General features: G+C 65.9%; 24 protein-coding genes. 15 read left to right on the top strand and 9 right to left on the bottom strand.

All coding sequences use genetic code 11. The annotated features are described in order from the left end of the window. Positions 1 to 124: 124 nt before the first annotated feature. Both ACYQ2W_RS17230 and ACYQ2W_RS17235 read right to left on the bottom strand, forming a co-directional pair. Positions 125 to 442 carry a hypothetical protein gene (locus ACYQ2W_RS17230; RefSeq protein ID WP_459869764.1) on the bottom strand — a complete coding sequence of 106 codons (318 nt, stop codon included), beginning with the start codon at positions 440 to 442 and terminating at the stop codon, positions 125 to 127. Positions 443 to 599: 157 nt separating this feature from the next. Further along, complete coding sequence (locus ACYQ2W_RS17235; RefSeq protein ID WP_459869767.1) at positions 600 to 1,163, bottom strand: metallophosphoesterase family protein; 564 nt, start codon at positions 1,161 to 1,163, stop codon at positions 600 to 602. A gap of 206 nt (positions 1,164 to 1,369) precedes the next feature. Between ACYQ2W_RS17235 and ACYQ2W_RS17240 the strand changes: the two genes are divergently transcribed. From ACYQ2W_RS17240 to ACYQ2W_RS17255, 4 genes are all read left to right on the top strand, one after another. Next, positions 1,370 to 1,750: an HU family DNA-binding protein gene (locus ACYQ2W_RS17240; RefSeq protein ID WP_459869770.1), complete on the top strand. Its 381-nt coding sequence runs from the start codon at positions 1,370 to 1,372 to the stop codon at positions 1,748 to 1,750. 152 nt (positions 1,751 to 1,902) lie between these two features. Then, on the top strand, positions 1,903 to 2,937 hold the full coding sequence (argC, locus tag ACYQ2W_RS17245) for an N-acetyl-gamma-glutamyl-phosphate reductase (RefSeq protein WP_459869772.1): 1,035 nt from the start codon (positions 1,903 to 1,905) through the stop codon (positions 2,935 to 2,937). Between the two features lie 12 nt (positions 2,938 to 2,949). Then, positions 2,950 to 3,702, top strand: a complete 753-nt coding sequence (locus tag ACYQ2W_RS17250) for a DUF6776 family protein (RefSeq protein ID WP_459869774.1) — start codon at positions 2,950 to 2,952, stop codon at positions 3,700 to 3,702. 181 nt (positions 3,703 to 3,883) lie between these two features. Then, positions 3,884 to 4,732, top strand: a complete 849-nt coding sequence (locus tag ACYQ2W_RS17255) for a M14 family murein peptide amidase A (protein WP_459869777.1) — start codon at positions 3,884 to 3,886, stop codon at positions 4,730 to 4,732. A gap of 187 nt (positions 4,733 to 4,919) precedes the next feature. Here the strand turns inward: ACYQ2W_RS17255 and ACYQ2W_RS17260 are convergent, their stop codons facing one another. From ACYQ2W_RS17260 to ACYQ2W_RS17270, 3 genes are read right to left on the bottom strand one after another with little or no spacing between them, the layout of a single operon-like run. Continuing rightward, positions 4,920 to 6,113: a L,D-transpeptidase family protein gene (locus ACYQ2W_RS17260; RefSeq protein WP_459869780.1), complete on the bottom strand. Its 1,194-nt coding sequence runs from the start codon at positions 6,111 to 6,113 to the stop codon at positions 4,920 to 4,922. A gap of 4 nt (positions 6,114 to 6,117) precedes the next feature. Continuing rightward, on the bottom strand, positions 6,118 to 7,080 hold the full coding sequence (locus ACYQ2W_RS17265; RefSeq protein ID WP_459869782.1) for a L,D-transpeptidase Cds6 family protein: 963 nt from the start codon (positions 7,078 to 7,080) through the stop codon (positions 6,118 to 6,120). A gap of 4 nt (positions 7,081 to 7,084) precedes the next feature. Then, on the bottom strand, positions 7,085 to 7,702 hold the full coding sequence (locus tag ACYQ2W_RS17270) for a TIGR04211 family SH3 domain-containing protein (RefSeq protein ID WP_459869785.1): 618 nt from the start codon (positions 7,700 to 7,702) through the stop codon (positions 7,085 to 7,087). A gap of 381 nt (positions 7,703 to 8,083) precedes the next feature. On the opposite strand from ACYQ2W_RS17270, the gene ACYQ2W_RS17275 reads away from it, so the two are divergent. The 3 genes from ACYQ2W_RS17275 to ACYQ2W_RS17285 all read left to right on the top strand — a co-directional run bounded on the left by ACYQ2W_RS17275 (position 8,084) and on the right by ACYQ2W_RS17285 (position 10,265). Next, on the top strand, positions 8,084 to 8,563 hold the full coding sequence (locus tag ACYQ2W_RS17275; protein ID WP_459869788.1) for a bactofilin family protein: 480 nt from the start codon (positions 8,084 to 8,086) through the stop codon (positions 8,561 to 8,563). Positions 8,564 to 8,645: 82 nt separating this feature from the next. Continuing rightward, positions 8,646 to 8,999, top strand: a complete 354-nt coding sequence (erpA, locus tag ACYQ2W_RS17280) for an iron-sulfur cluster insertion protein ErpA (RefSeq protein WP_459869791.1) — start codon at positions 8,646 to 8,648, stop codon at positions 8,997 to 8,999. Positions 9,000 to 9,110: 111 nt separating this feature from the next. Beyond that, positions 9,111 to 10,265, top strand: a complete 1,155-nt coding sequence (locus ACYQ2W_RS17285) for a citrate synthase (RefSeq protein WP_459869794.1) — start codon at positions 9,111 to 9,113, stop codon at positions 10,263 to 10,265. A 107-nt stretch (positions 10,266 to 10,372) separates the two neighbouring features. Here the strand turns inward: ACYQ2W_RS17285 and ACYQ2W_RS17290 are convergent, their stop codons facing one another. Further along, on the bottom strand, positions 10,373 to 11,788 hold the full coding sequence (locus ACYQ2W_RS17290) for a glycoside hydrolase 100 family protein (protein WP_459869797.1): 1,416 nt from the start codon (positions 11,786 to 11,788) through the stop codon (positions 10,373 to 10,375). A gap of 174 nt (positions 11,789 to 11,962) precedes the next feature. Beyond that, the gene (locus ACYQ2W_RS17295) at positions 11,963 to 12,172 is read right to left on the bottom strand and encodes a hypothetical protein (RefSeq protein WP_459869844.1); all 210 of its coding nucleotides are present in this window, start codon (positions 12,170 to 12,172) and stop codon (positions 11,963 to 11,965) included. Here ACYQ2W_RS17295 and ACYQ2W_RS17300 point away from each other — a divergent pair. From ACYQ2W_RS17300 to ubiD, 5 genes are read left to right on the top strand one after another with little or no spacing between them, the layout of a single operon-like run. Then, positions 12,106 to 12,423 carry an inositol monophosphatase family protein gene (locus ACYQ2W_RS17300; RefSeq protein WP_459869799.1) on the top strand — a complete coding sequence of 106 codons (318 nt, stop codon included), beginning with the start codon at positions 12,106 to 12,108 and terminating at the stop codon, positions 12,421 to 12,423. The two genes, ACYQ2W_RS17295 and ACYQ2W_RS17300, sit on opposite strands and share 67 nt — an antisense overlap. Before the next feature lie 34 nt (positions 12,424 to 12,457). Then, entirely contained in the window at positions 12,458 to 12,712 is a 255-nt protein-coding gene (locus tag ACYQ2W_RS17305; RefSeq protein WP_459869801.1) for a CopG family ribbon-helix-helix protein, read from the top strand. Beyond that, complete coding sequence (locus ACYQ2W_RS17310; protein ID WP_459869804.1) at positions 12,702 to 12,986, top strand: type II toxin-antitoxin system RelE/ParE family toxin; 285 nt, start codon at positions 12,702 to 12,704, stop codon at positions 12,984 to 12,986. The genes ACYQ2W_RS17305 and ACYQ2W_RS17310 overlap by 11 nt, the downstream gene beginning before the upstream one ends. 32 nt (positions 12,987 to 13,018) lie before the next feature. Then, positions 13,019 to 16,144: a metallophosphoesterase gene (locus ACYQ2W_RS17315; RefSeq protein ID WP_459869806.1), complete on the top strand. Its 3,126-nt coding sequence runs from the start codon at positions 13,019 to 13,021 to the stop codon at positions 16,142 to 16,144. A gap of 30 nt (positions 16,145 to 16,174) precedes the next feature. Then, positions 16,175 to 17,638 (top strand): 4-hydroxy-3-polyprenylbenzoate decarboxylase, encoded by a 1,464-nt coding sequence (ubiD, locus tag ACYQ2W_RS17320; RefSeq protein WP_459869809.1) that lies wholly within the window; start codon positions 16,175 to 16,177, stop codon positions 17,636 to 17,638. A gap of 180 nt (positions 17,639 to 17,818) precedes the next feature. Here the strand turns inward: ubiD and ACYQ2W_RS17325 are convergent, their stop codons facing one another. Next, positions 17,819 to 18,304, bottom strand: coding sequence for a hypothetical protein (locus ACYQ2W_RS17325; protein ID WP_459869811.1), 486 nt, complete (start codon positions 18,302 to 18,304; stop codon positions 17,819 to 17,821). 106 nt (positions 18,305 to 18,410) lie between these two features. Continuing rightward, on the bottom strand, positions 18,411 to 18,788 hold the full coding sequence (locus tag ACYQ2W_RS17330; RefSeq protein ID WP_459869841.1) for a DUF423 domain-containing protein: 378 nt from the start codon (positions 18,786 to 18,788) through the stop codon (positions 18,411 to 18,413). Between the two features lie 80 nt (positions 18,789 to 18,868). Here ACYQ2W_RS17330 and ACYQ2W_RS17335 point away from each other — a divergent pair, with 80 nt between their 5' ends. The 3 genes from ACYQ2W_RS17335 to ACYQ2W_RS17345 are packed head-to-tail and all read left to right on the top strand — an operon-like array spanning position 18,869 to position 21,218. Further along, the gene (locus ACYQ2W_RS17335) at positions 18,869 to 19,354 is read left to right on the top strand and encodes a TlpA family protein disulfide reductase (RefSeq protein ID WP_459869814.1); all 486 of its coding nucleotides are present in this window, start codon (positions 18,869 to 18,871) and stop codon (positions 19,352 to 19,354) included. After that, a complete protein-coding gene (locus ACYQ2W_RS17340; RefSeq protein ID WP_459869816.1) occupies positions 19,351 to 19,905 on the top strand; it encodes a thioredoxin family protein in 555 nt (184 codons plus the stop codon). The genes ACYQ2W_RS17335 and ACYQ2W_RS17340 overlap by 4 nt, the downstream gene beginning before the upstream one ends. After that, entirely contained in the window at positions 19,902 to 21,218 is a 1,317-nt protein-coding gene (locus ACYQ2W_RS17345) for a TolC family protein (RefSeq protein ID WP_459869819.1), read from the top strand. The genes ACYQ2W_RS17340 and ACYQ2W_RS17345 overlap by 4 nt, the downstream gene beginning before the upstream one ends. Positions 21,219 to 21,299: the final 81 nt, after the last annotated feature.

A 21,299-nucleotide genomic window follows, 5' to 3' on the forward strand; every position in this document is an offset into this window, starting at 1 on the left:
GCGCGAGCAGGACGCGGTAAGCCTTGCGCCCTCTTGAGGCAGGGCGGCTGCCCCGGCGAGAGCGCGCCTTGCGGCTGACCGCCCAGCGACTCACTGATGGCCGATTTGTGGGTAAGAGGCAGGGCTAGGCCTTCAATCTCCCGCCGTACTGTTCCACCACATGCTGGACGTGGCGGTTGAAGACGCTAACCGGAAGGATCTGGGTCCATTCGGCCAGTTCAGGGGGCACTTCGGCGGGCTGGCTGTCCCACTCCTTGATCCCGGTGCGTTTTTGTCCCAGGGCGGCGGCCGCCCGCATTGGCGAGGCGAAGGCGACCGCCTCGGCGCTCGACTGTTCCGAGAGCCAGCAGCCCTGACGATCTTCCCGAATCATGAAGGTGGCGCCGCTGTGGGCGATGAAGATCCACGCGTTGAGTATGGTATTGAGAGTGGGTGAGTTCATCTGGCAAATCCCTGGCCAACGACCGCAGAAGGAGTGTGCCTCTAGTATTTTTTCCTCGGGAAAAAAAATCTACGGGGCTATTCCTACACCCGGATAAGTCATTTCCTACAAACGTAAACCCAGGGTAAAAGCAAAGGCAATTATGCGTCTTACCCTGTCAAGAAGCTGATGACTCCTCCTGGCAAAAATCACTCTTCCAGGGGGGGAAGTGGAACTTGTCGATCTTCCAGTGGCCGGCGCTCGCGGTCAGCACCAGGCACTTGGGGCCGCCACGGGTGAGGCGTTTGCCGGCGGCGCCGGGATTGACCACCCACGGGGCGTCGTCCTGGTCGATCACTTGGGTGTGGCTGTGGCCGTAGACGATGATCCGCGCCTGCGGATAGAGGGCGCGCAGCTTGCCGTGGAGGTCGTGGCTGCCCCAGTGGCGGTCGCCGTGGAGCACCACCAGTCGTCCACCGGGCAGTTCCATCCCCGCTTCGAGGGGGAGGCCCAGCAGTGTCTCGTGGTGCTGGGGGGGCCACAGGTGGGCAGTGTCGTTGTTGCCGCGCACGGCGAGAATCTCTCCGTCGATCGGCTGCAACTGATCGAAGACGTCGGCGTCGCCGATGTCGCCGGCGTGGACCAAGCGATGGCAGCCGCGGATGGTCTCCGCGATGCGGGGGTCGACAAAAGAGTGGGTGTCCGAGACGATGGCGACCCGGATGTGGCTGGTCTTGAACATGGGAATTTCCGCAATTTAGGGCCTGGGCACGGCCATTTCGCAGGGAAAAACAGCGGGTATTTCGCTGCATCCCCTTTACGGTGCTGGGATTTTGCAGGATTATACGGGACAAGTCGCCTATCGTCGTGGACTTTGGGGGTCGCGCGGGGTGGCGGACCGTCGAGAGGATTCAACCAACAGAAGCAATAGGACGGGGGAGTTGCCCAATGGCTGTGAAAAAGAAAAGTAGCGTGAAAAAGGCGGCGCCGGTGAAGAAGAAGGTCGCCGTGGCGGCGACAGAGAAAAAGGCCACCACCAAGGCCCAGACCGTGGCTTTCATCGCCGAGGAGACCGGTTTGGCCAAGAAGGACGTGGACGGCGTTTTCGAGGCGCTCGGCAAGCTGATCAAGCGCGACCTCAACAAGCGCACCGGTGTCGGTCATTACACCTTGCCGGGATTGGCCAAGATCAAGGTGGTGCGCAAGCCGGCCACCAAGTCGCGCAAGGGGGTCAACCCGTTCACCGGCGAGGAGATGACCATCAAGGCCAAGCCGGCTCACAACGTGGTCAAGGTGCTGCCGCTGAAGGGGCTCAAGGACATGGTCTGAAGACGGACCGGGTCCGACCCGATCGAGGCCGCGCCCCGCGAGAGGCGCGGCCTTTTCGTTTTGGGGCTTTCCCGCTGCCCCAAAGGCCCCTCGATCCTTTATCATTAAGGGGTTTCCCGTAGTTCAATCAGTTCAAAGTGGAAGTACGTCAGATGAAGATCAAAGTCGGCATCGTCGGCGGCACCGGCTACACCGGTGTCGAACTCCTGCGGCTCCTCGCCCGCCATCCCAGCGTCGATCTGGAGGTGATTACCTCCCGTTCCGAGAAGGGACTGCCGGTGGCCGATCTCTTCCCCAACCTGCGCGGCTACGTCGACCTGGCATTCAGCGAGCCCGACGCCCATGCGCTCAAACGCTGCGATGCGGTGTTCTTCGCCACCCCCAACGGTACCGCCATGACCATGGCCCGCGAGCTGTTGGAAGCGGGGGTCAAGGTGATCGATCTGGCCGCCGACTTCCGTCTCAAGGACCCCGCCGAGTGGCAGGCGTGGTACGGCATCGAGCACGCCTGCCCCGAGCTGTTGGAGGAGGCGGTCTACGGCTTGCCGGAGATCAACCGCGATGCCGTGCGCAAGGCGCGCCTGGTGGCCAATCCCGGCTGCTACCCCACCGCGGTGCAGCTCGGGTGGTTGCCGCTGATCGAGCACGGACTGATCGAGACCGACCGGTTGGTGGCCGACTGCAAGTCGGGGGTTAGTGGCGCCGGGCGCAAAGGGGCCGTGGCGACCCTCCAGGCGGAGTCGGCGGAGAGCTTCAAGGCCTATGCGGTGCCGGGACACCGTCATCTGCCGGAGATCCGCCAGGGGTTGTCGATGGTCGCCGGCCATACGGTGGGGCTCACCTTCGTCCCCCATCTGGTGCCGATGATCCGCGGTATTCACGCGACCCTTTACGCCACGGTGAAGGGGCCCGAGGAGGATCTTCAGGCGCTCTATGAGCGGCGCTACGCGGCCGAACCCTTCGTCGACGTGCTGCCCGCCGGGGCCCACCCGGAGACCCGTACGGTGAGAGGGGCCAACACCTGTCGGATCGCCATCCACCGGCCTCAGGGCGCAGACGTGCTGGTGGTGCTGTCGGTGATCGACAATCTGGTGAAGGGGGCGGCCGGTCAGGCGGTGCAGAACCTCAACCTCCTCTTTGGCTTCGCGGAGGATGCGGGGCTGGAGGGGATCGCACTGTTGCCCTGACGGGGGCGCTGTATGGCAAAGGTCAATCCCTCCCTGGTCGTCAAGCCCCATCAGCCGTGGCGGGCGTGGTTGCTGCTGGCGTTGCTGCCGCTCCTGCTGGTAGCCGTCGGCAAGGCGGCGCTGGAATACGGGCGGGGACAGGCTGCGGTCGATTTCGTCGGATTGGAGGGGCGTAACGGCGAGCTGAGGCGCCACCTCGGCGAGTTGGAGGAAGAGAACCAGCAACTGCGTGAGAAGGCGGTGGTGCTGGAGCGCGCCGCGCAGGTGGACCGCAAGGCCTATGAGCAGTTGCGCAGCGACCTGGACGGATTGCAGAAGGAGATTGCCGATCTGACCGAGGAGTTGGCGTTCTACCGCAGCATCGTCTCGCCCAAGCAGGAGGGAGAAGGATTGCGGGTGCAGGAGCTGTTGATCACCCCCGGGGGGAAGCGGATGTTCCGTTATCGGCTGGTGCTCACCCAGATGCTCCATCACGACCGCCGGGTGGAGGGGACGGTGGGGTTGAGCGTTGAGGGGTTCGAGAAAGGGGCGGCGGCTACCTACTCGTTCGGCGACCTGGGCGGCGAAGGATCCGCGGTGTACGGCTTCAAGTATTTCCAGAACATCGAGGGCGATATCCGCCTGCCCGAGGGGTTCACCCCGACTCGGGTGATGGTGGCGGTCGACCCGAAAGGGCGCCGGGTGAAACCCTTTACCCGGGCCTTCGACTGGCCTGCCGCGGCGGTCTCGCACCTGACCCGTGAGGGGGATGGGAGCGGTGGCTAAGGGCTCGCGAAAGAATAACTTCCTGCTTCGGGAGGCCGATCCATCCTCTCCGGCGGCGTTGCGCAAAGGGTTGCATACAACGAGTATGCGCCCCTTTGCGCGCCTTGTCGGAGAGGCGTCTCGACGCCCCAAAACAGGAAGTTATTCTTTCGCGAGCCCTAGGCTTTCGCTGGTCGCGCTGGTGCTCGCGTTGCTGTCGAATGCCGCGGTGGCGGATGACGGGGGAGCGGCCCGGGGCGCACTGTGCGCCGCCATCGGTGCCAAGCTGGCCAGCGTCTCCGTCGCCTCCTGCCGTCGCCTGGCCCTGGTCGACAGTGGCGGGCGCTCGGTGGAGCAGCGGCCGATCCTGCTGAGGGAGTATTCGCCGGTGAGTGGTCGGACGCCGCTTGGGCGGGTGTTGCTGATCGGTGGCACCCACGGAGATGAGTACGCCTCGGTCAGCGTGGTCTTCAAGTGGATGGAGATCCTGGAGCAGCACCACTCGGGCCTGTTCCACTGGCAGGTCGTGCCGTTGCTCAATCCCGACGGCCTGTTGCGCCCCGACTCGACGCGGACCAATGCCAACGGCGTCGACCTCAATCGGAACATGCCCACGCCGGATTGGATGACGGGATGGGAACGGGAGTGGGAGCGTCGTGGGCGCAGTCCCCGCCGCTATCCTGGTCGTGCCCCCGCCAGCGAACCCGAGACCCGGTGGCTGACCCGCCAGATCGATCGCTTCCATCCCGACGCCATCGTCGCGCTCCATACCCCCTATGGGGTGGTGGACGCCGACGGGCCGGCCGGTGGGCCGTCGCGGCTGGGCAGTCTGAGGCTGCGCAAGCTGGGCAACTACACCGGTTCGCTGGGGCGCTATGCGGGGGTCTACAAAGGGATTCCGGTGGTCACTATCGAGCTGAAATCGTCGGGGCGGATGCCGTCGCCGACGGAGATCGGGGCGATCTGGTCGGATTTGGTGAGCTGGTTGCGCGGGGTGATGCCGAAACGGCCGCTGCATGCGGCGGTGGAGGAGGATGGGCCGGAGGGGTGAGTGGTCCGGTGAAAGGCAAAAGGGCCTTCGTTCGGCGCTTCAGCCAGTCCATCGGGGCGCAAATGAGGGGCGGATGTGGCGAGGCCTCTCTTTCCTCTAACCCTTGACCTTTCGCCTTTGACCTGTCGAAACCGGCGCGCCTTCCGTTGGGCGCCGTCTCTGGCGGCGTCTCATCCGATCGCCCGGCCTATCCCTCGTAGACGATCCGCCACTGGCCGTCGGCCTCGCGCTTCCAGAACTGGCGCTTCTTGACACTGCCGCTGTAGTTGCTGGAGTGGTAGTCCTGGACGAAATCGACCACCATCATCGGGTCGCTGTCCGGATAACGGAAAAAGCTTACGTCCTCCAGCTTCACCCGGATGTAGCGTTTTTCGGCGTTGACCCGCCGCTTGTGGCTGCTCCACGCGGCGTAGTCCTTGCGGCCGTCGCTGAAGTCGTGGGAGTAGTGGCTGAGATAGCGGTCGCTGTCCAGGCTCTCCCAATCGTGGCGCCACTGTTCCAGTACCTTGCGGAAGTGGTCGCGTCGTCGCGCCAGCTCTTTCGGCTCCACCCATTCGATGCCATTGCCGATTACCACCGGGGTGGTACCGATGTCGATCCACTGCTGAATCCGTTCCAGGTCCGCGTTGGTGACGGTTACGCAGCCGTCGGAGGCGCGCGGCGGACGGGAGAAGGTGTCGCTCGGGTTGCCGTGGAGCCAGATGCCGTGGCCGGTCTTGCCGAGGCGGCGGTCCCACTCGTTGGGGTAGTCCACGGGGAAGGCGCCGGCGCCGTAGAGGTCGGGAAGCTTCTCGTCGGGGATGTGGCGCACCACCCGATAGACGCCGATCGGGGTGCGTTTGTCCCCCTCGGTCTGCTTGTCGGCACCGTTTTTCCCCTGGGTGGCGTAGACGTGACGTTTCAGGGTGAGGCCGTGCCCGTCGTTCTCGAAGAGATAGAGGCGCGAGGCGAGCAGGTCCACCACCACCGCATGGCGCTGTTCCGGAGCCAGCTCCAGCAGGTTGGCCGGGAGGCGTCCGTTGCCCGGCATCCGGTGGTGGCGCCAGCGCGCCTGGGCCTCGTCGCGCAGGTCGTTCATTGCCTCCGCGTCGGCACTGTGGCGGGAGTTTGCGCCAATCCCGGCCACCGGGTCACCGGCCATCGCCAGCAGTACGTCGCCGTAGACCAGCTGGGCAAGGCGGAATTTGGGGTTTTCCCGGGTCAGGGTCTCGATGTCCTTGAGGGCCAGACCGACCTTCTGGTTCTGGATCGCGTCGAGGGCTTCCACCAGCTGGCTTTCGGCGTCGATGCCGGCGGCGGGCTGCTCCACGGCGGCGGCCGGTACGGCCGTCAGCAATGCGGGCAGTGTCGATAACAGCAGGGGCAGGATTGCGGATTTCATCGCATCAACCTAATACGGAGAGGGTCTGCTCGACGACGATTTTCCATCCGTCGGCGCTGCGCCGCAACGTCAACTGCTTGATTACCCGATCGGCGTAGCTGTCGGCGTTGTAGGACTGCTCGAAGACCGCCTCGGCGGAATCGGGGCCAGTGAGGCGAACCTGGAGCTTCTTCAGCGTGACCTGGATATGGCGGGGTTTGTTCAGTCGCACCCGGCGCTGGGCGCTCCACTCCGCGTGGGTCAGCTCCTCGGGCCGGTAGTTGCCGGCATAGTGTGCGAGATAGCCTTTTACGTCCTTGGCCGACCAGGCGACCGCCCAGGCCTGCACGGTACGCCGTATCGATTCGATGGTGCCTTCCTCTCCATTGGAGGGGGGCTGCCGTTGTGGGGATGGGGTCGCGACCGGCGTCGGGGTGCCCTCCGGGATGCGGGCGGCGACCAGGGCGGGGGGGCGGTGGGGCAGGTCGTGGATCGCCGGCAGGGCGGTGAGGTGGAGCGGTTCGCTGCTTCCACCGTCGTTGTCGTCACCGCCGAGGGCGCGGCGGTAGGCGATGCTGGCCAGCCGGGCGTGGAGCGTCTGCAGATTGTCGAAGGCGGTGGCGTAGCTGGGGTGGGTGGCGAGTGCCTCCAGCAGTGCCTGGCGCGCTCGCTCCACCTCGCCGCGGGCGGCGTAGAGCGCAGCGAGGTTGTTGCGGGGCTCGGGATTGTGCGGAAGCTCGTCGGCCAACCGGCGATAGAGACGGATCGCCTCTTGCTGATGACCGGTGGCGGCAAGCAGGCGGGCGTGCAGGAAACGGCCCGCGACGTCCTCGGGCTGCTCGCGCAGGTGGTGTTCCACGGCGCTCAGCGCGGCGTCGTTCCGGCCCTGGTCGGCGAGGCGGCGTGCCTCGGCCAGGTCAGCTGCGGCACTGAACGAAGCGGCGAGCAGGGTCGCCGCGATCAGGCCGGCGAGGGGGATTCGAGTCATCGGTCTAGATTCGGAGGCCGCCAAGTCTGCGGGAGACGTGGTTCTTGTACCAGCTGATGCCCGATACGAAACCGAGCAGTGCGATGAACAGGATGCCGCCGATCCAGTACGGGAGCGTATCCGTGGAGAGTTGGAAATGGGGTTGGCCGTTGATGACGTCGGTCATCGGGTGTCCTCCACCGTTCCGGGCCGCGGGGAGCGATTCCTGAGCCATCACCTCGCCTTGTTGACGTTGGAGTCGGGAGAGTTCCTCAAGGGCGGACTCCTTCTCTCGCCGTGCCGCATCGAGCGCCTCGCGCGTCTGCGCCAGTTCGCTCTCCAGCTGACTGAGACGACCCGCTTCCTCGTCGCGAATCAGCTGGGCCGGTTTTTCGGTGGTCAGGTAGTCGTCCTTGATCCATCCTTCCAGCCCCTCTTCGTTGCGAATCCTGACGTAGCCATCCTGGCGTTCCAGTGCCTCCAGGGCCATGCCGGTGACCACCACGCCGAGCGGTGCCGCATTGCGGCCAGGCTCTTGACGAACGTTGACCCGCAGGGTGTCGATCACGTAAAGGGTTTCCGCCTCGGCCGCAGGGGCCAGGAGGAGGAAGAGGATCAGCAGCGATGTCCAGCGGTTCCGCATGATTCGGTGGGGTCCTTGAGAGGAGGACGGGTGGTTCCGCTTCTCGGTAGCAGCGTAAAGACGACCGCGAGGCGGGCTGGGGCTGTTCAAGCTGATTAGGATACCCGAATCGGGGGCGCCTGGTAAGGCTCTATTTTTCTTTAAGATAGGCTTCCAACCGCTTGAATAATGGTCGATTGGCTCACGGTGGGCGGGCGTCTCAATTTTTGGTTAAAAAACAGTTGGTTAGCGGTTGCTTGTGTGGCGCGTGGAGAGTCCTTCGGCGGGCGGGCGTCGAGGCGTAAACTGGTGTACACTGTGCCGCCCGTCATCCGTCTGCGCCGGGATTCCGGGCCGTGGCCGGGATGGTGGGAATCGTGTTTCTTCAACGGGGACCACGTCATGTGGGGTAGCAGCAAACGCCAGAAACGGCGTAAGACCGTCAAGATCCAGACCCTGATTGGCCAACATACCGAGCTTCAGGGGGATGTCCGCTTTTCCGGCGGTCTCCACGTCGATGGGGTCATCAAGGGGAACGTGCTGGCCGAGCCGGACTCCAATGCCATGTTGACGCTGAGCGAACACGGCACCATCGAAGGCGAGGTGCGGGTGCAGAACATCGTGCTCAATGGCTCGGTGATCGGTGACGTCTACGCTGAGGAGCGGATCGAGTTGGACACCTGTTCACGGGTGACCGGCAACGTCTACTACAACCTGATCGAAATGGCGATCGGTGCGGAGGTGAACGGCAATCTCGTTCACCAGGCCGGAGCGGGGGCGAAGGAGCCGGGTCGCCTGACCGTCGATCCGCCGAAGCCCGTCGAAATGCCGAAGCCCGGCCGCGGGCAGGCTGCCGAGCCGCCGAAGGAGCGGGAGGGGTAATTGTTGACAATTGGGCTCGGTAATACCATACTGCCCCTCAAACTTTTCCCCTTTTCGCAATTCGTCTCCGGAGAGTTAGACCATGACCGAAGCAGCAACTGAAATGCCCAGCCCGCTGATCTTCACCGATGCGGCGGCCGCCAAGGTGAAGGCGCTGATCGACGAGGAGAACAATCCCAACCTGAAGCTCCGCGTGTTCGTCACCGGTGGCGGTTGTTCCGGTTTCCAGTACGGCTTCACCTTTGACGAGACCGTCAAGGAGGACGACACCGAGGTGGAGAAGGGAGGCGTTACCCTGCTCATCGACTCCATGAGCTTCCAGTACATGGTGGGCGCGGAGATCGACTACAAGGAAGACCTCTCCGGAGCGCAGTTCGTCATCCGCAATCCCAACGCCACCACCACCTGCGGCTGCGGTTCCTCCTTTTCCACCTGAGTTTCGTTCTCGGCAGTCAGGTCATCGGGAGGGGGTGCTTCGGCGCCCCCTTTCTGCGTTGCGACCGGCGACGGGCCTATCCCGTGCGCCCGGACAGACAGAGTTCCTGCCATGAGCCAGTATGTACCCGGCCTGCAAGGCGTTCCCGCCACCCGTTCCAACATCTCCGACCTGGACGGGCAGCGCGGTATCCTTACCTATCGCGGCTACCGCATCGTCGATCTTGCCGAACACAGCACCTTCGAGGAGACCACCCTGCTGCTGCTCGACGGCGAGCTCCCCTCCCCGGCCACGCTGGAGGTGTTCGATCGCCAGCTGCGCGAGAATCGGCGCATGAAGTACAACGTGCGCGAGCTGATGAAGTGCCTGCCGGCCACCGCCCACCCAATGGAGATGTTGCAGACCGCCACCTCCTCGCTCGCCATGTTCTACCCCGGCAACGAGTGTCTCACCGGTTCCGACGTCTGTGAGGACCTCAACTACATCCACAACATGACGGTGCGGATCATCGGCCGCATGCCGACCCTGGTGACCATGTGGCAGCACCTGCGCCAGGGCGACGATCCGGTGGAGCCGCGCAAGGATCTCTCCTACGCCGAGAACTTCCTCTACATGTTCACGGGCGAAGAACCGGATCCGGTGTTCGCCGAGATCCTCGATACCTGCCTGGTGCTCCACGCCGAGCACACGATCAATGCCTCCACCTTCGCCTCCCTGGTGGCCGGCTCCACCCTGGCCAGCCCCTACCTGGTGATCGCCGCGGCCATCGGCACCCTCTCCGGTCCGCTCCACGGCGGCGCCAACGAGCGGGTGGTGGAGATGTTGCGCGAAATCGGCCGTCCCGAGGCGGTCAAGGGGTGGCTGGACGAGCAGTTGGCGAGCAAGGGAAAGATCTGGGGCTTCGGTCACCGCGAGTACAAGGTGAAGGACCCTCGCGCCACCATCCTGCAGAAGCTGCTGACCCGGCTGATGGAGTACATGGGCCACGACAGCCCGCTCTACGCGACGGCGGTGGCCCTGGAGGAGGCGGCCAACGAGCGGCTGGCGGAGAAGGGGGTCTACCCCAACGTCGACTACTACTCCGGCATCCTCTACAGCGAGATGGGCATCCCGCTCGACCAGTTCACCTCGATTTTCGCCGTGGCCCGTACCGCCGGCTGGATCGCCCACTGGCGCGAGCAGTTGAGCGACAACCGCATCTTCCGTCCGACCCAGGAGTACACCGGGCGTCCCGAGCGGGAGTACGTGCCGCTCTCCGAGCGCTGATCGCCGGATTCAGGGGGATTCAACGCAAAGGCGCAAAGGCGCAAAGACGCGAAGGGCGCAAAGATCACAGAATCCTTTGCGCGCTTCGCGCCTTTGCGTCTTTGCGTTTACCTCTTCTCTTCCTGCCCGTGCTCGTGGTGATGGAAGCTCAGCTCGGTGAAGAAGCCCAGCGAACGTAGCCGGTCCGGCTCGCGCAGGAAGCGGTCGGCGAGGATCAGCGCGGTGGCCGACCAGGACTGGTGGTGGTTGGCGCGCCGTCCGATCAGCCGGCCGCCGCGGCCGTCGTAATACTCCGGCCAGCATTCGATGGCCAGCCGGTCGCGGGCCTGGAGGAAGGCGCGTTCGGCCAGATCGAAGTGGCCCGCCTCCAGCGCCGCGCCGACGAACACCCAGAGCAGCGCCGGCCAGTTGCCGCCGTTGTGGTAGGACCACGGCGCGTTCTTCGGATCGGAGCCGGTGAGCAGCAGCCACTCGTGCCCCTCCATCGCCGGGTAACAGATCTTCACCGGCATATTTCCCATCAGATCGTCCCAGCGCGCCGCGAAGAGGTTCATCAGCTGTTCGCTCTCCTCCTCGGTGGTCAGGTCGAAGAGCACCGCCAGCAGATTGCCCAAGGCAAAAAAGCGGAAATCGATCCGTCCCGGTCCCAGATTGCCCACCAGATAGCCGCCGTCATCCGGCAACCACTCCACCACCCAGCTGGGGATCGACTCCGGATAGATGTTGAGCGCGTTGGCGACGGTCCCCTCGTAGCCCAGCTCCTCGGTGCGGAAGCGGTGGATCTCGTTGAGCCGCTCCAGGTCGAGCCAGTAGTAGATGCGCACGTAGTTGTAGAGGGCGCGCATGCGGTCGAGGATGCGCCGGCGCAGGGCGAAGTGCTCCGGGGTGTCGGTGATCAGTTGGCGGGCCGCCCCCAGCGCGGCGAAAAAGAGCGACTGGATCTCCAGCGGGTGGCCGTAGATGCCCATGCGGCGGTCGATCATGCAGGCGCCGTCCGGCACCAGCAGGGTGGGGAACACCTCCCAGCCGTCGCGCAGGCAGAGCTCCATGATCTGGCGGATGCCGCGCTGGAACTCCGCCTTGTCCGCCAGTGCGCAGTCGCCGCTGACGTTGACGTAGGCCTTGAGCAGGATCAGCCACCACATCATCGAATCCACCGGCGCCACCCGGCCGATCGCCCGGTCGCCGAAATCCGCGCGCAGCGATTCGCTGCCGTCGTCGTGGCGGATCACCTTGAAGCTGGCCGGCATCACGCCGGGGGCGAGTACGTGGCCAGCCTCCTCCGGCTGCTGGCTGCGCAGATTGAGCACCAGGTGGAGGAAGTTGCGCACGATCTCGTAACGCCCGTCGAGCAGGAAGACCAACGCCGAGGGGACGAAGTCGCGGACGAAGCACTCCTCGTAGTTCTCCGCCGGCGCGTTGGGGTCACGCGCGGCGATCGTCCCCACCGGCTCGCCGCGGTAGTGGATGATCGACGCCTCCAGCAGGCGGTGGGCGGCGGAGATGGGGTTTTCGTTGGACATGGCGTTTCCGGGGCGGTCGGCGGGGGGGCGATGGTGCGGAGGGTGTCGGTGGGAAGGCTAAAGGTTAAAGGCGAAAGGGCAAAGGGGAAGTTTCGTTTTGCCGCGGGACGGGGATTCCTTCGTCTGCCACCCGCTGGCGCGGGTTGATTTGCGCGGTAGTGAGTTCATCATGCCTTAGCCCTTGATGGCGGCGGCGTCCGTATCGGGCTGATCCATGATCCGGTGCGCAACGAGACCTTCAGCGCGGAGCGCGGGTGTTGCGCCTGTCTCAACGGGGAGCCGTTGCGCGTCGCGGATCGGCGCCGTGCCCTCGGCGAATGTGTCGCCGAGATCGATTTCAAGCGTCTGTCCAATACGCTTGCCGCGCGGATGGCCGCCGAGCACCCCTTCGCCTCCCAGCGCCAGTTCGGCTCGCCGCCGATCGCTTCCAGCTCTATCTCCATGGTGGCCAGAGACTGTGGGATTACGCCGCCGCGCAGTTGATCCTCCGCGAGGCGGGTGGCGTTTCAGAAACGCTGGATGGCGAGCGGGTGTATGCGATCACGCTGGAGAAACGTTCGGTGATCGCCGCCGGTGAGCGCGCTCTATTCGAGTTATGGCGCGGCTGGCTGGTGGGGCGTGGCGAAGGGTTATAATTCAGGACGTGGCACTATTTGACGGGCTCTTCCCATGTCTACCCAATCCGTATCCATCGACCTCGATAGCCGTTTGATCGATCGGCTTGACCGCCTCGCGCGGGTGGAGCAGCGCGGGCGCGACCAGCTGTTGGCGGAGGCGTTGGAGGCTTTCGCCACGTCGGAGGAACGGGCCGTCGCCGCCATCGAGGAGGGGGTGGCCGCGGCCGACCGGGGCGAGTTCGCCGCGGATGACGAGGTGAGAGCCCGTTTTGCCCGATGGGGGGTGGATGTCGACGGTGAGGGTTGAGTGGCTCAAGCTCGCCTTGGACGACTTCGACGAGACGGTGGAGTACATCGCCGAGCGCAACCCCGCCGCGGCACGGCGCATCGCGGCCACCATCTGGCGCGAGGCGAAGGCGCTGGGCAACCATCCTGAACTGGGCCGGATCGGCCGCGTTCCCGGCACCCGCGAGCTTTCCATCCGCAACACCGAATACCTGATCGCCTACCGCATTCGCGGAGAGGTGGTACAGATCCTCCGGCTTCTCCACGCCGCCCGCCGCTGGCCGCAACGGTTCTGAAGTCATTACCCGCCATTCCCGGATCAAGAAAAATGGAAACGGATAACCCTCTTCTTATTCTTCACCTCTCCGATCTCCACTTCGGCGAACACTCGCGTTTCAGCGACCGCGACCCGAAGGAGCTGGGCGAGCTCTTCGTCCGATCTCTCCAGCAGGAGCGCAAGCGCCGGAGTATCGAACCGGAGGTGGCGTTGGTGGTGGTTACCGGCGATATCGCCGAGGCTGCCCGCGACAGGGAATACGAACAAGCGGAACTCTTTTTTCGAGCGATGGGTGCTGGGCTTGGGCTCTCGCCCGAACGCTTCGTCTTCGTTCCCGGCAACCACGACGTGTCGTGGAACCACTGCAAGAGGGTTGAGCTGGAACGAGAGCAGGAAGATTTCGATGACGCGGAACTGAACCGACGGATCGAAGCGCAAAAGTTGGTTCCCTATAAGGCGTTTCTTGAACGCTTCCGCGGTGACGCCTTCGCCGGCGATATTGGAGAATTGGAGCAGGGCGGGGTAATCCACGACTTCCCTGACCTGCGACTTTCCGTCGTCGCCCTCAACTCCTGTGAGCGGGAGAGCCACCTCGATCATGTGGGCGCGGTGAGCGAGGCTCAGGCACAGGCGGTGATGGACCGATGGGCCGGGGGTGATCGCGCCTGGACGCGGCTGGTGGCCGTCCACCACAACCCCCTCTCCATGCCGCCGGGTGCGCGGGAGCAGTGGCGCGAATACGTGCGGAAAAATGGGGGGATCGACGCGGAGCTGGCGGAGCGCTTTGCCGCTGATCTGGCCGGCATGGAGGGGAGCGAGCACCTGCGTCGTCTGGTGTCGCACGGTGAGGTGACCGCCCTGCTGCACGGCCATCAGCATGAGGAGAACAAGGAGATCTGGGGGTGGGAGCGCGGTGATGGGCAGGGCTATCTGCTCGCCGCCGGCAGCGCCGGGGTGGGGGAGGTGGAGCTGCCGGGCCGCCAGGAGAACCACTTTCAATTGATATTGCTCGACCGCCCGGCCGGACGGCTGCGGGTCTGTTCGCTCACCTACAATCCCAAGGCCACGTCGGAGAACCGCATTCGTTCGGGTGCCTTCGTCGCCGACGGCGCCCGGCCCGAGTGTTACCAAAAGCCCCTCCACTCCCCCGTGGGTGAGCCGTCAGTAGTCCCCGCGCCGGTCGCCGACGCTGTTCCCCTCGCGCCGCCGGCGGGCCGCGAGGCGCGCGGTCTGTTCGGGCGGGAAGGGGAGGTGGAACGGCTGCTGAAGATGGTCAACGCCTCACCCGTCGTCTGCCTCTATGGTATGGCAGGGATCGGCAAGAGCGCGTTGATCGAAGAGGTGCTGCGGCGGCGGGGTGACGGTGGCGAGGGCTACCGCTTCGCGGTGCGCGAGGGGATGGCGATGAGCGATCTTTATGAACAGCTCGCCCCCGCCCTCGGTTGCCGTCAGGAGCGGGCGCCGGCCCCTCAGCGGGAGAGGGGGCGCCACTACTTTCCCTGGCTCAAGGAGTGGGCCGCCTCCGCCCGCCCGGTGACCATCCACCTGGAGCACGTCCACCGGCTCTTCGGCGAAAACGCTTTCAAGGACCCGGCCATGGTGGACCTCTTGGAGGCCGTCGCCGACCACTGTCCCAAGGCGCGGATCGTGCTGGAGAGCCGGCGCTCGCCCCCCGAGGGGCTGCTCCGCCAAGCGGCGCGCCACTTCGACAAGCTGCGCCTCAACGGCCTCGATCAGGAGGCGGTGGCGGCCTACTTTCGCCACCCCTTCGCCGGGCGCGACGCGGTGAGGTGGGCGCTGAGCGAGGGGGAGGCGGAGCGGGTCTTCGTCCGTCTCGGCGGCAAGGGGGGGAAGAAGAAAAAGGGGCTCGCCCTGCCCCTCGCCATGGTGCTGCTCGCCACCGTCGCCGAGGGGTTGGCCGAGTCGCCGCCACGGGTGCTCGACCGCCATCCCGAGGCGCTGGGGGAGAAGATCGAGGAGCAGCTCTTCGGCGATCTCTATGACGCGGTGCTGAGCGAGGGGGAGCGCCATGTGCTCAAGCTCTGCGCCCTCTATCGCGACGAGATCCCCTATCAGCACGCCGACCCCCTCAACGAGGCGGCCGGGGACCCCACCGCCTTCAACGCCCTCTTCGAGCGCTGCCTGCTCAACGCCGGCCATCACCAGGAGCGCTTCTACCTCAACGGGGTGATCGCCGAGCGCGCCCTTGCCCGTCTCGACGACGCCGAACGGCGCGAGGGACACGCGGTGATCGGCCAAGCGTGGCAGGCGCGCCTCGCCCGCGGCGCCGGTGCCACCCTGCCCAACATCACCGCCGCCGGCGAGTCGGTCCACCAACTGCTCCAGGCGGAGCGCTACGACCTCATCGACCCGCTGGTGGCGAAGCTGCTGCGCGGCAATCGCGACCTGGAGGGATTGCTGGCGGGACTGTCCAAACGACTTCACGATGCCGGGCGCCATCGTGAAGACCTTTCGGTGCTGCAACTGCTGGTGGCGGTGGCTCCTGATAATTCTAAGGCCCAATGCTTTCTCGGAGAGGCATTGGAGCGACGTCACGGCCGTGGTCACGATGAGGCGCTGGAACACTACTTCGAGGCTTATCGACTGTCGGATCATCCAGCCAATGTCGCCGATATCGGTCGTTGTCTCGCCGCACGGGACGAACACGGCCGTTTCCGCGAGTTGATTGATGCCATGGAAGAGGGAGATCGGGAGCACTACCTCAAGAATGAGCACGTCTACGCCATTTATGCCGCCGCCCTCGCCGAGGAGGGCGACGAGGCGACCGCCTCCGCCTTGCGTCGGGAGCGGATGCGTGCCGGATCGAAAAATGCGGCCTACTACGCCGATGAGGCGGTCCGGCTGTTGGGCAAAAAGGAGTTCGCCGCCGCCCTGGAAGTGGTGGCGCTCGCCCGGCGCAATGGCGCCTACAACGACCACCTGACGGCTATCCACGCCCGCATCTTGGAGGGTTCCGGTGAGGGGGGGGAGGCGTCCCGTCTCCGCTGGGAGCGCATCAAGGCGAGGAGTCGCAACCCCGTATTTTACAACGACGAGGCGTGCCGGCTGCGCGATACCGGAAAACCGGCGGAGGCGCGCAAGCTGCTGGAGCGCGCCATCGCCGAGGGCGTGGATGACGATGCGACCCACCACATCCTTCGCGGCCTGAAGGGGTAGCGCTCCCCAACGGCAGGTATAATCGCCCCCATGAAATACGCCGACCTACGTGAATTCATCGCCCTGCTCGAACAGCGCGGCGAGTTGAAGCGGATCGCCGCCGAGGTGGACCCGCACCTGGAGATGACCGAGATCTGCGACCGGGTGCTGCGCGCCGGCGGGCCGGCGTTGCTGTTCGAGAATCCCACGGGGTTTGACGTGCCGGTGTTGGCCAACCTCTTCGGCACGCCGGAGCGGGTGGCGCTGGGGATGGGCGAGGAGTCGGTCGCCGCGCTGCGCGAGGTGGGTAAGCTGCTCGCCTTCCTCAAGGAGCCGGAGCCGCCGAAGGGGTTCAGGGATGCGCTGGACAAGCTGCCCGCCTTCAAGCAGGTGCTCAACATGCCGGTGAAGCGGGTCGGCGGGGCGCCGTGTCAGGAGGTGGTGCTGGAGGGGACGGACGTCGATCTCGCCAGGTTGCCGATCCAGACCTGCTGGCCGGGGGACGCCGGGCCGCTGATCACCTGGGGGCTGGTGGTGACCCGCGGACCCAACAAGGAGCGGCAGAATTTGGGCATCTACCGGATGCAGGTGATCGGCAGGAACAAGGTGATCATGCGCTGGCTGGCCCACCGCGGCGGGGCGCTCGATTTCCGTGAGTGGCAGGAGAAACATCCCGGCGAGCGCTTCCCGGTGGCGGTGGCGATCGGCGCCGATCCGGCCACGACGTTGGGGGCGGTGACGCCGGTGCCCGATACCCTCTCCGAGTATGCCTTCGCCGGCCTGCTGCGCGGCTCGAAGACCGAGGTGGCCCAGTGCATCGGTTCCGACCTCCAGGTGCCGGCCCGCGCCGAGATGATCCTGGAGGGGTGGATCGAACCGGGGGAGGAGGCCGACGAGGGGCCGTTCGGCGACCACACCGGCTACTACAACGAGGTGGACCGCTTTCCGGTCTTCACCATCCACCGCCTCACCCACCGTCGCGATCCCATCTACCACTCCACCTACACCGGTCGGCCGCCGGACGAGCCGGCGGTGCTCGGAGTGGCGTTGAACGAGGTGTTCGTGCCGATCCTGCAGAAGCAGTTCCCGGAGATCGTCGACTTCTACCTGCCGCCGGAGGGGTGCTCCTACCGCATGGCGGTGGTGAGCATGAAGAAGCAGTACGCCGGCCACGCCAAGCGGGTGATGATGGGGGTGTGGTCGTTCCTGCGGCAGTTCATGTACACCAAGTTCGTCATCGTCGTGGACGACGACGTCAACGCCCGCGATTGGAACGACGTGATCTGGGCGATCACCACCCGCATGGACCCGGCGCGGGATACCGTGCTGGTGGAGAACACGCCGATCGACTATCTCGACTTCGCCTCGCCGGTCTCCGGGCTCGGTTCGAAGATGGGGCTGGACGCCACCAACAAGTGGAAGGGGGAGACCGAGCGGGAGTGGGGCACGCCGATCGTGATGGATGCGGCGGTGAAGGCGCGGGTCGACGCCTTGTGGGGCGAGTTGGGGTTATAGGGCGGCCCGTGGCCGCGGTGTTTCGTTCGGAAGGCCCCTTCGTCCCATGCGAATGGCGCGCCCGTTCGACACCGCACGCCCGGCAAAGGGGGATGCCCAAGAATCCCAATGACGAAATTTCTCCCCGGCAAAGCAAAACGGGCCAGATGGCCCGTTTTGCTTTGCCGGGGAGAAATTTCGTTAGGCGTAGGCGCTGAACAGGGTGCCGACGCCGCCACTGCTGCTGTCTCCGGCGTTGGCGACGTAGAACCCGGCCGGGGATCCGGAGGGCGCCGAGGGCGGTTCATTGAGGCTGGCGGTCGAGCCACCCAACCCGGAGGAGCTTCCGGAAGCGCTGCTGCGCCGGGCGCTGATCACCTCGCCGCTGATCGCATCAGCGCCGCTTGGTTGCGGTGCGCCCGGCTGGGCGCTGGACGCCTCCTGGGTGGTAGCGCTCTGGGCCTCCTGCTGCAGGGACTGGTTCTGGGTCTTGAGATCGCGGTTCTCCGTCCGCAGGTCGCGGTTCTCGCCCTTCAGCCGGGTGTTTTCGCTGGAGAGGTCGCGGTTTTCGGTGCCGAGCTGGCGCTCCTTGAGCGTGGGGCGCGATGACTCTACGGCGTTCGTTCCGATGGAGCGCGCCTTGTTGAAGAGGCTTCCCAGGCCGGTGTTGTTGGTTACCGCTTGCATGGCTCTTTCACCCGGGGCCCATCCGCGGACCCTCCGATGCCCCAAGTTTAGGATCGGCCGACGGCAGGGTCAAACCCGAAAAATTCCCTGAGCGGTAGGGATTGTCCTACGATTTCATGTGGTTGGCATGGTATGCGAGGCTGCCCCAGGCGATCAGGAAGGCGACCCCGCCGATCGGCGTGATCGCCCCCAGCCCGCGCAGGCCGGTCAGTGCCATGACGTAGAGGCTGCCGCAGAAGAGCACGATGCCGACGGTGAAGGTCCAGCCGGCCAGACGCAGGGCGCGGGAAGGGGGGGCGTGCAGCGCCAGCAGCCCCACCGCCAGCAGGGCCAGGGCGTGGAGCCCGTGGTAGTGGACTGCGGTCTGCCACCAGGCGAGGCCCCGGGCGTCGAGCACCGTCTTCAGGGCGTGGGCGCCGAAGGCGCCGAGGGCGACGGTGAGCAGTCCGTTGATTGCTCCGAAGGTGAGGAACCGGCGGGAAATTGGGGTTTACTCCAATAGTTGCGGCGGAACGGAGGTGGGTAGTATACAGGTCACGGTATTTTTTCGGAGTGGAGCTCCCCATGCGTATTGCGAACGTGCTACTTGCGCTGTTCCTCACTTGCGCCGCCCTGCCGGCGTCCGCCGCGAAGCCGGCGTTCTCTGGCGAGGACATCGAAGGGGTTACCCATCACCTTGCCGATTACCGGGGCAAGTGGGTGGTGGTCAACTTCTGGGCAACCTGGTGTCCCCCCTGCCTGGAGGAGCTGCCCGAGCTGGTGGCCTTCCACGACGCGCATGCCGCCAAGGACGCGGTGGTGCTGGGGGTCAACGCCGAGGATGTCGCCGTCGAGCGGCTGCGCCAGTTCGTCGACGACTACTTGATTAGCTACCCGGTGCTTACCGATCCCGTGCCGGCGGAGCGGGCCCTCGGGCGGCTCCGCGGCCTGCCCACCACGGTGCTGCTGTCGCCCACCGGCGAAGTGGTGTTCCGCCACGCGGGGGCAGTCACCCAGCGTGCCCTGGAGCGGATGATCGAGCGCGCCGGCCAATCGGAGGAAAGATCATGATCGGTTCGTTCCGGCGCCTGTTCGGCGCGCTGTTGTGGCTGGCGCTGCTGGCCGGCCCCGCCCTCGCCCAAGCCGCGGAGGAGGCCCGCGACCCCTACCAGTATTTCTTCAGCGAGAGCTTCGGCGATTTTCGCGAGGAGCTGGCCGCCGCCCGCGAGCAGGGCAAGAAGGGGGTGATGCTCTTCTTCGAGATGGACGAATGCCCCTTCTGCCACCGCATGAAGCAGACCATCCTCAACCGCCCCGACGTGCAGGCCTATTTCCGCGAGCGCTTCATCGGCGTCTCGGTGGACGTGGAGGGGGACGTGGAGATCACCGACTTCGAGGGGCGCGCCATGTCCCAGAAGGATTACGCCTTCAAGGTCAACCGGGTGCGCGCCACCCCGGTGATCGCCTTCTTCGACCTGGAGGGGAAGCGGGTGGTGCGCTACACCGGGGCCACCTCCAGCGCCGAGGAGTTCCTCTGGCTGGTGGACTACGCCGCCGATGGACGCTATCGGGACCTCTCCTTCACCAAGTACAAGCGTGAGCGGCGGAACGCAGCCAAATGAGCCCTAAACCCCTGCGCCTGGTCGCCGCTCTGCTCGTCGGTCTGGTGCTGATCGCGCCGACGCTGGCGGCGGCCGACCAGACCCCGGCACCCCAGCCGCTGCCTCAGCCCCTCACCCTCGGTCAGGCCCTGGAGTTCGCCGGTGCCGAGCACCCGCAGCTGGCCGCCGCCGAGGCGCGTCGCGCGGCGGGGGAGGCGGGGGTGCGCCAGGCCGAGGCGGACGACGGGATTCATGTGTCGATGACCGCCCGCGCCCGCTGGATCGAGCCCTCCGAGGTCGCCGGTGACCAGAGCAGTGCCGACCACTCCGCCTATCTGTTGCTGCGCAAGCGGCTCTACGACTTCGGCCTCACCGAGGCGCGGGTGGCGGCGGCGGAGGCGGAGGCGGGCGCCGGCCGCTGGGGGGGCGCGCGTACCCTGCGCGAGCGGCGCGAGGCGATCATGGAGGCCTTCTTCGACGTGCTGCTGGCTGACCTCCAGTACGCCCGCGACAACGAGGAGATGGCGGTGCAGTACGTTGCCCTCGACAAGCTGCGCGACCGTCGCGAGCAGGGGCAGGTCTCCGATCTGGAGGTGCTGGAGCAGGATAGCCGCTTCCAGGCCATCCGCCGTCAGGTGCGTGCCGATGACGGCGACCGGCGCCTGACCCGCGCCCACCTCGCCCTCGCCCTCGGACGTCCCGGCGAACTGCCCGCCGACCTGATCCGCCCGGAGCTGCCGCAGGTCGATCGCGACCCGCCGGAGCTGGAGGTGGCGCTGGCCGCCGCGCTGGAACACGCCCCGGCGCTGGCCGCCCTGGGGGCCCGGGTGGAGGCCGCCGAGGCGCGGCTGCGGGCGGCGCGGGCCGGCAACCGGCCGGTGCTCAGCGCCGAGGTGGAGGCGGCCGGCTACTCGCGCGAGCTGGGCAGCCGCGACCCGTTGCGCGCCGGGCTGGTGCTGGAGGCGCCCCTCTACAGCGGCGGTCGGGTGGACGCCGACGCCGCCCGCGCCCACGCCGATCTGCAAGGGCTGCGGGCGGAGCTGGAGCAGGCCCGTTATCGCATCCGCGAGGAGGTGCGTGGGCTGTGGGAGGAGATCGCCACCCTGCGCGTGCAGCGCGAGGAGGCGCAGACCCTGGCCGACTACCGCGAGCTCTACCTGGATCGCTCCCGAGCGCTGTACGAGATGGAAGTGAAGACCGACCTGGGCGATGCCATGACCCGCGACAGCGAGGCGCGGCTGCTGCGCGCACGCACCGACTTCCGCCTCGCCTTGGCGTGGGAGCGCCTGGATGCCCTTACCACGCCGGCAGAAGAGAAGAATGGACAGGATTAACAGGGTTTTTCAGGATTTACAGGTTGTTATATGACCGATGATTGTCGGAAGGGGCGTTAAGCGCCACGCCCCTATCAACCT

Source organism: Endothiovibrio diazotrophicus (genome assembly GCF_054657215.1).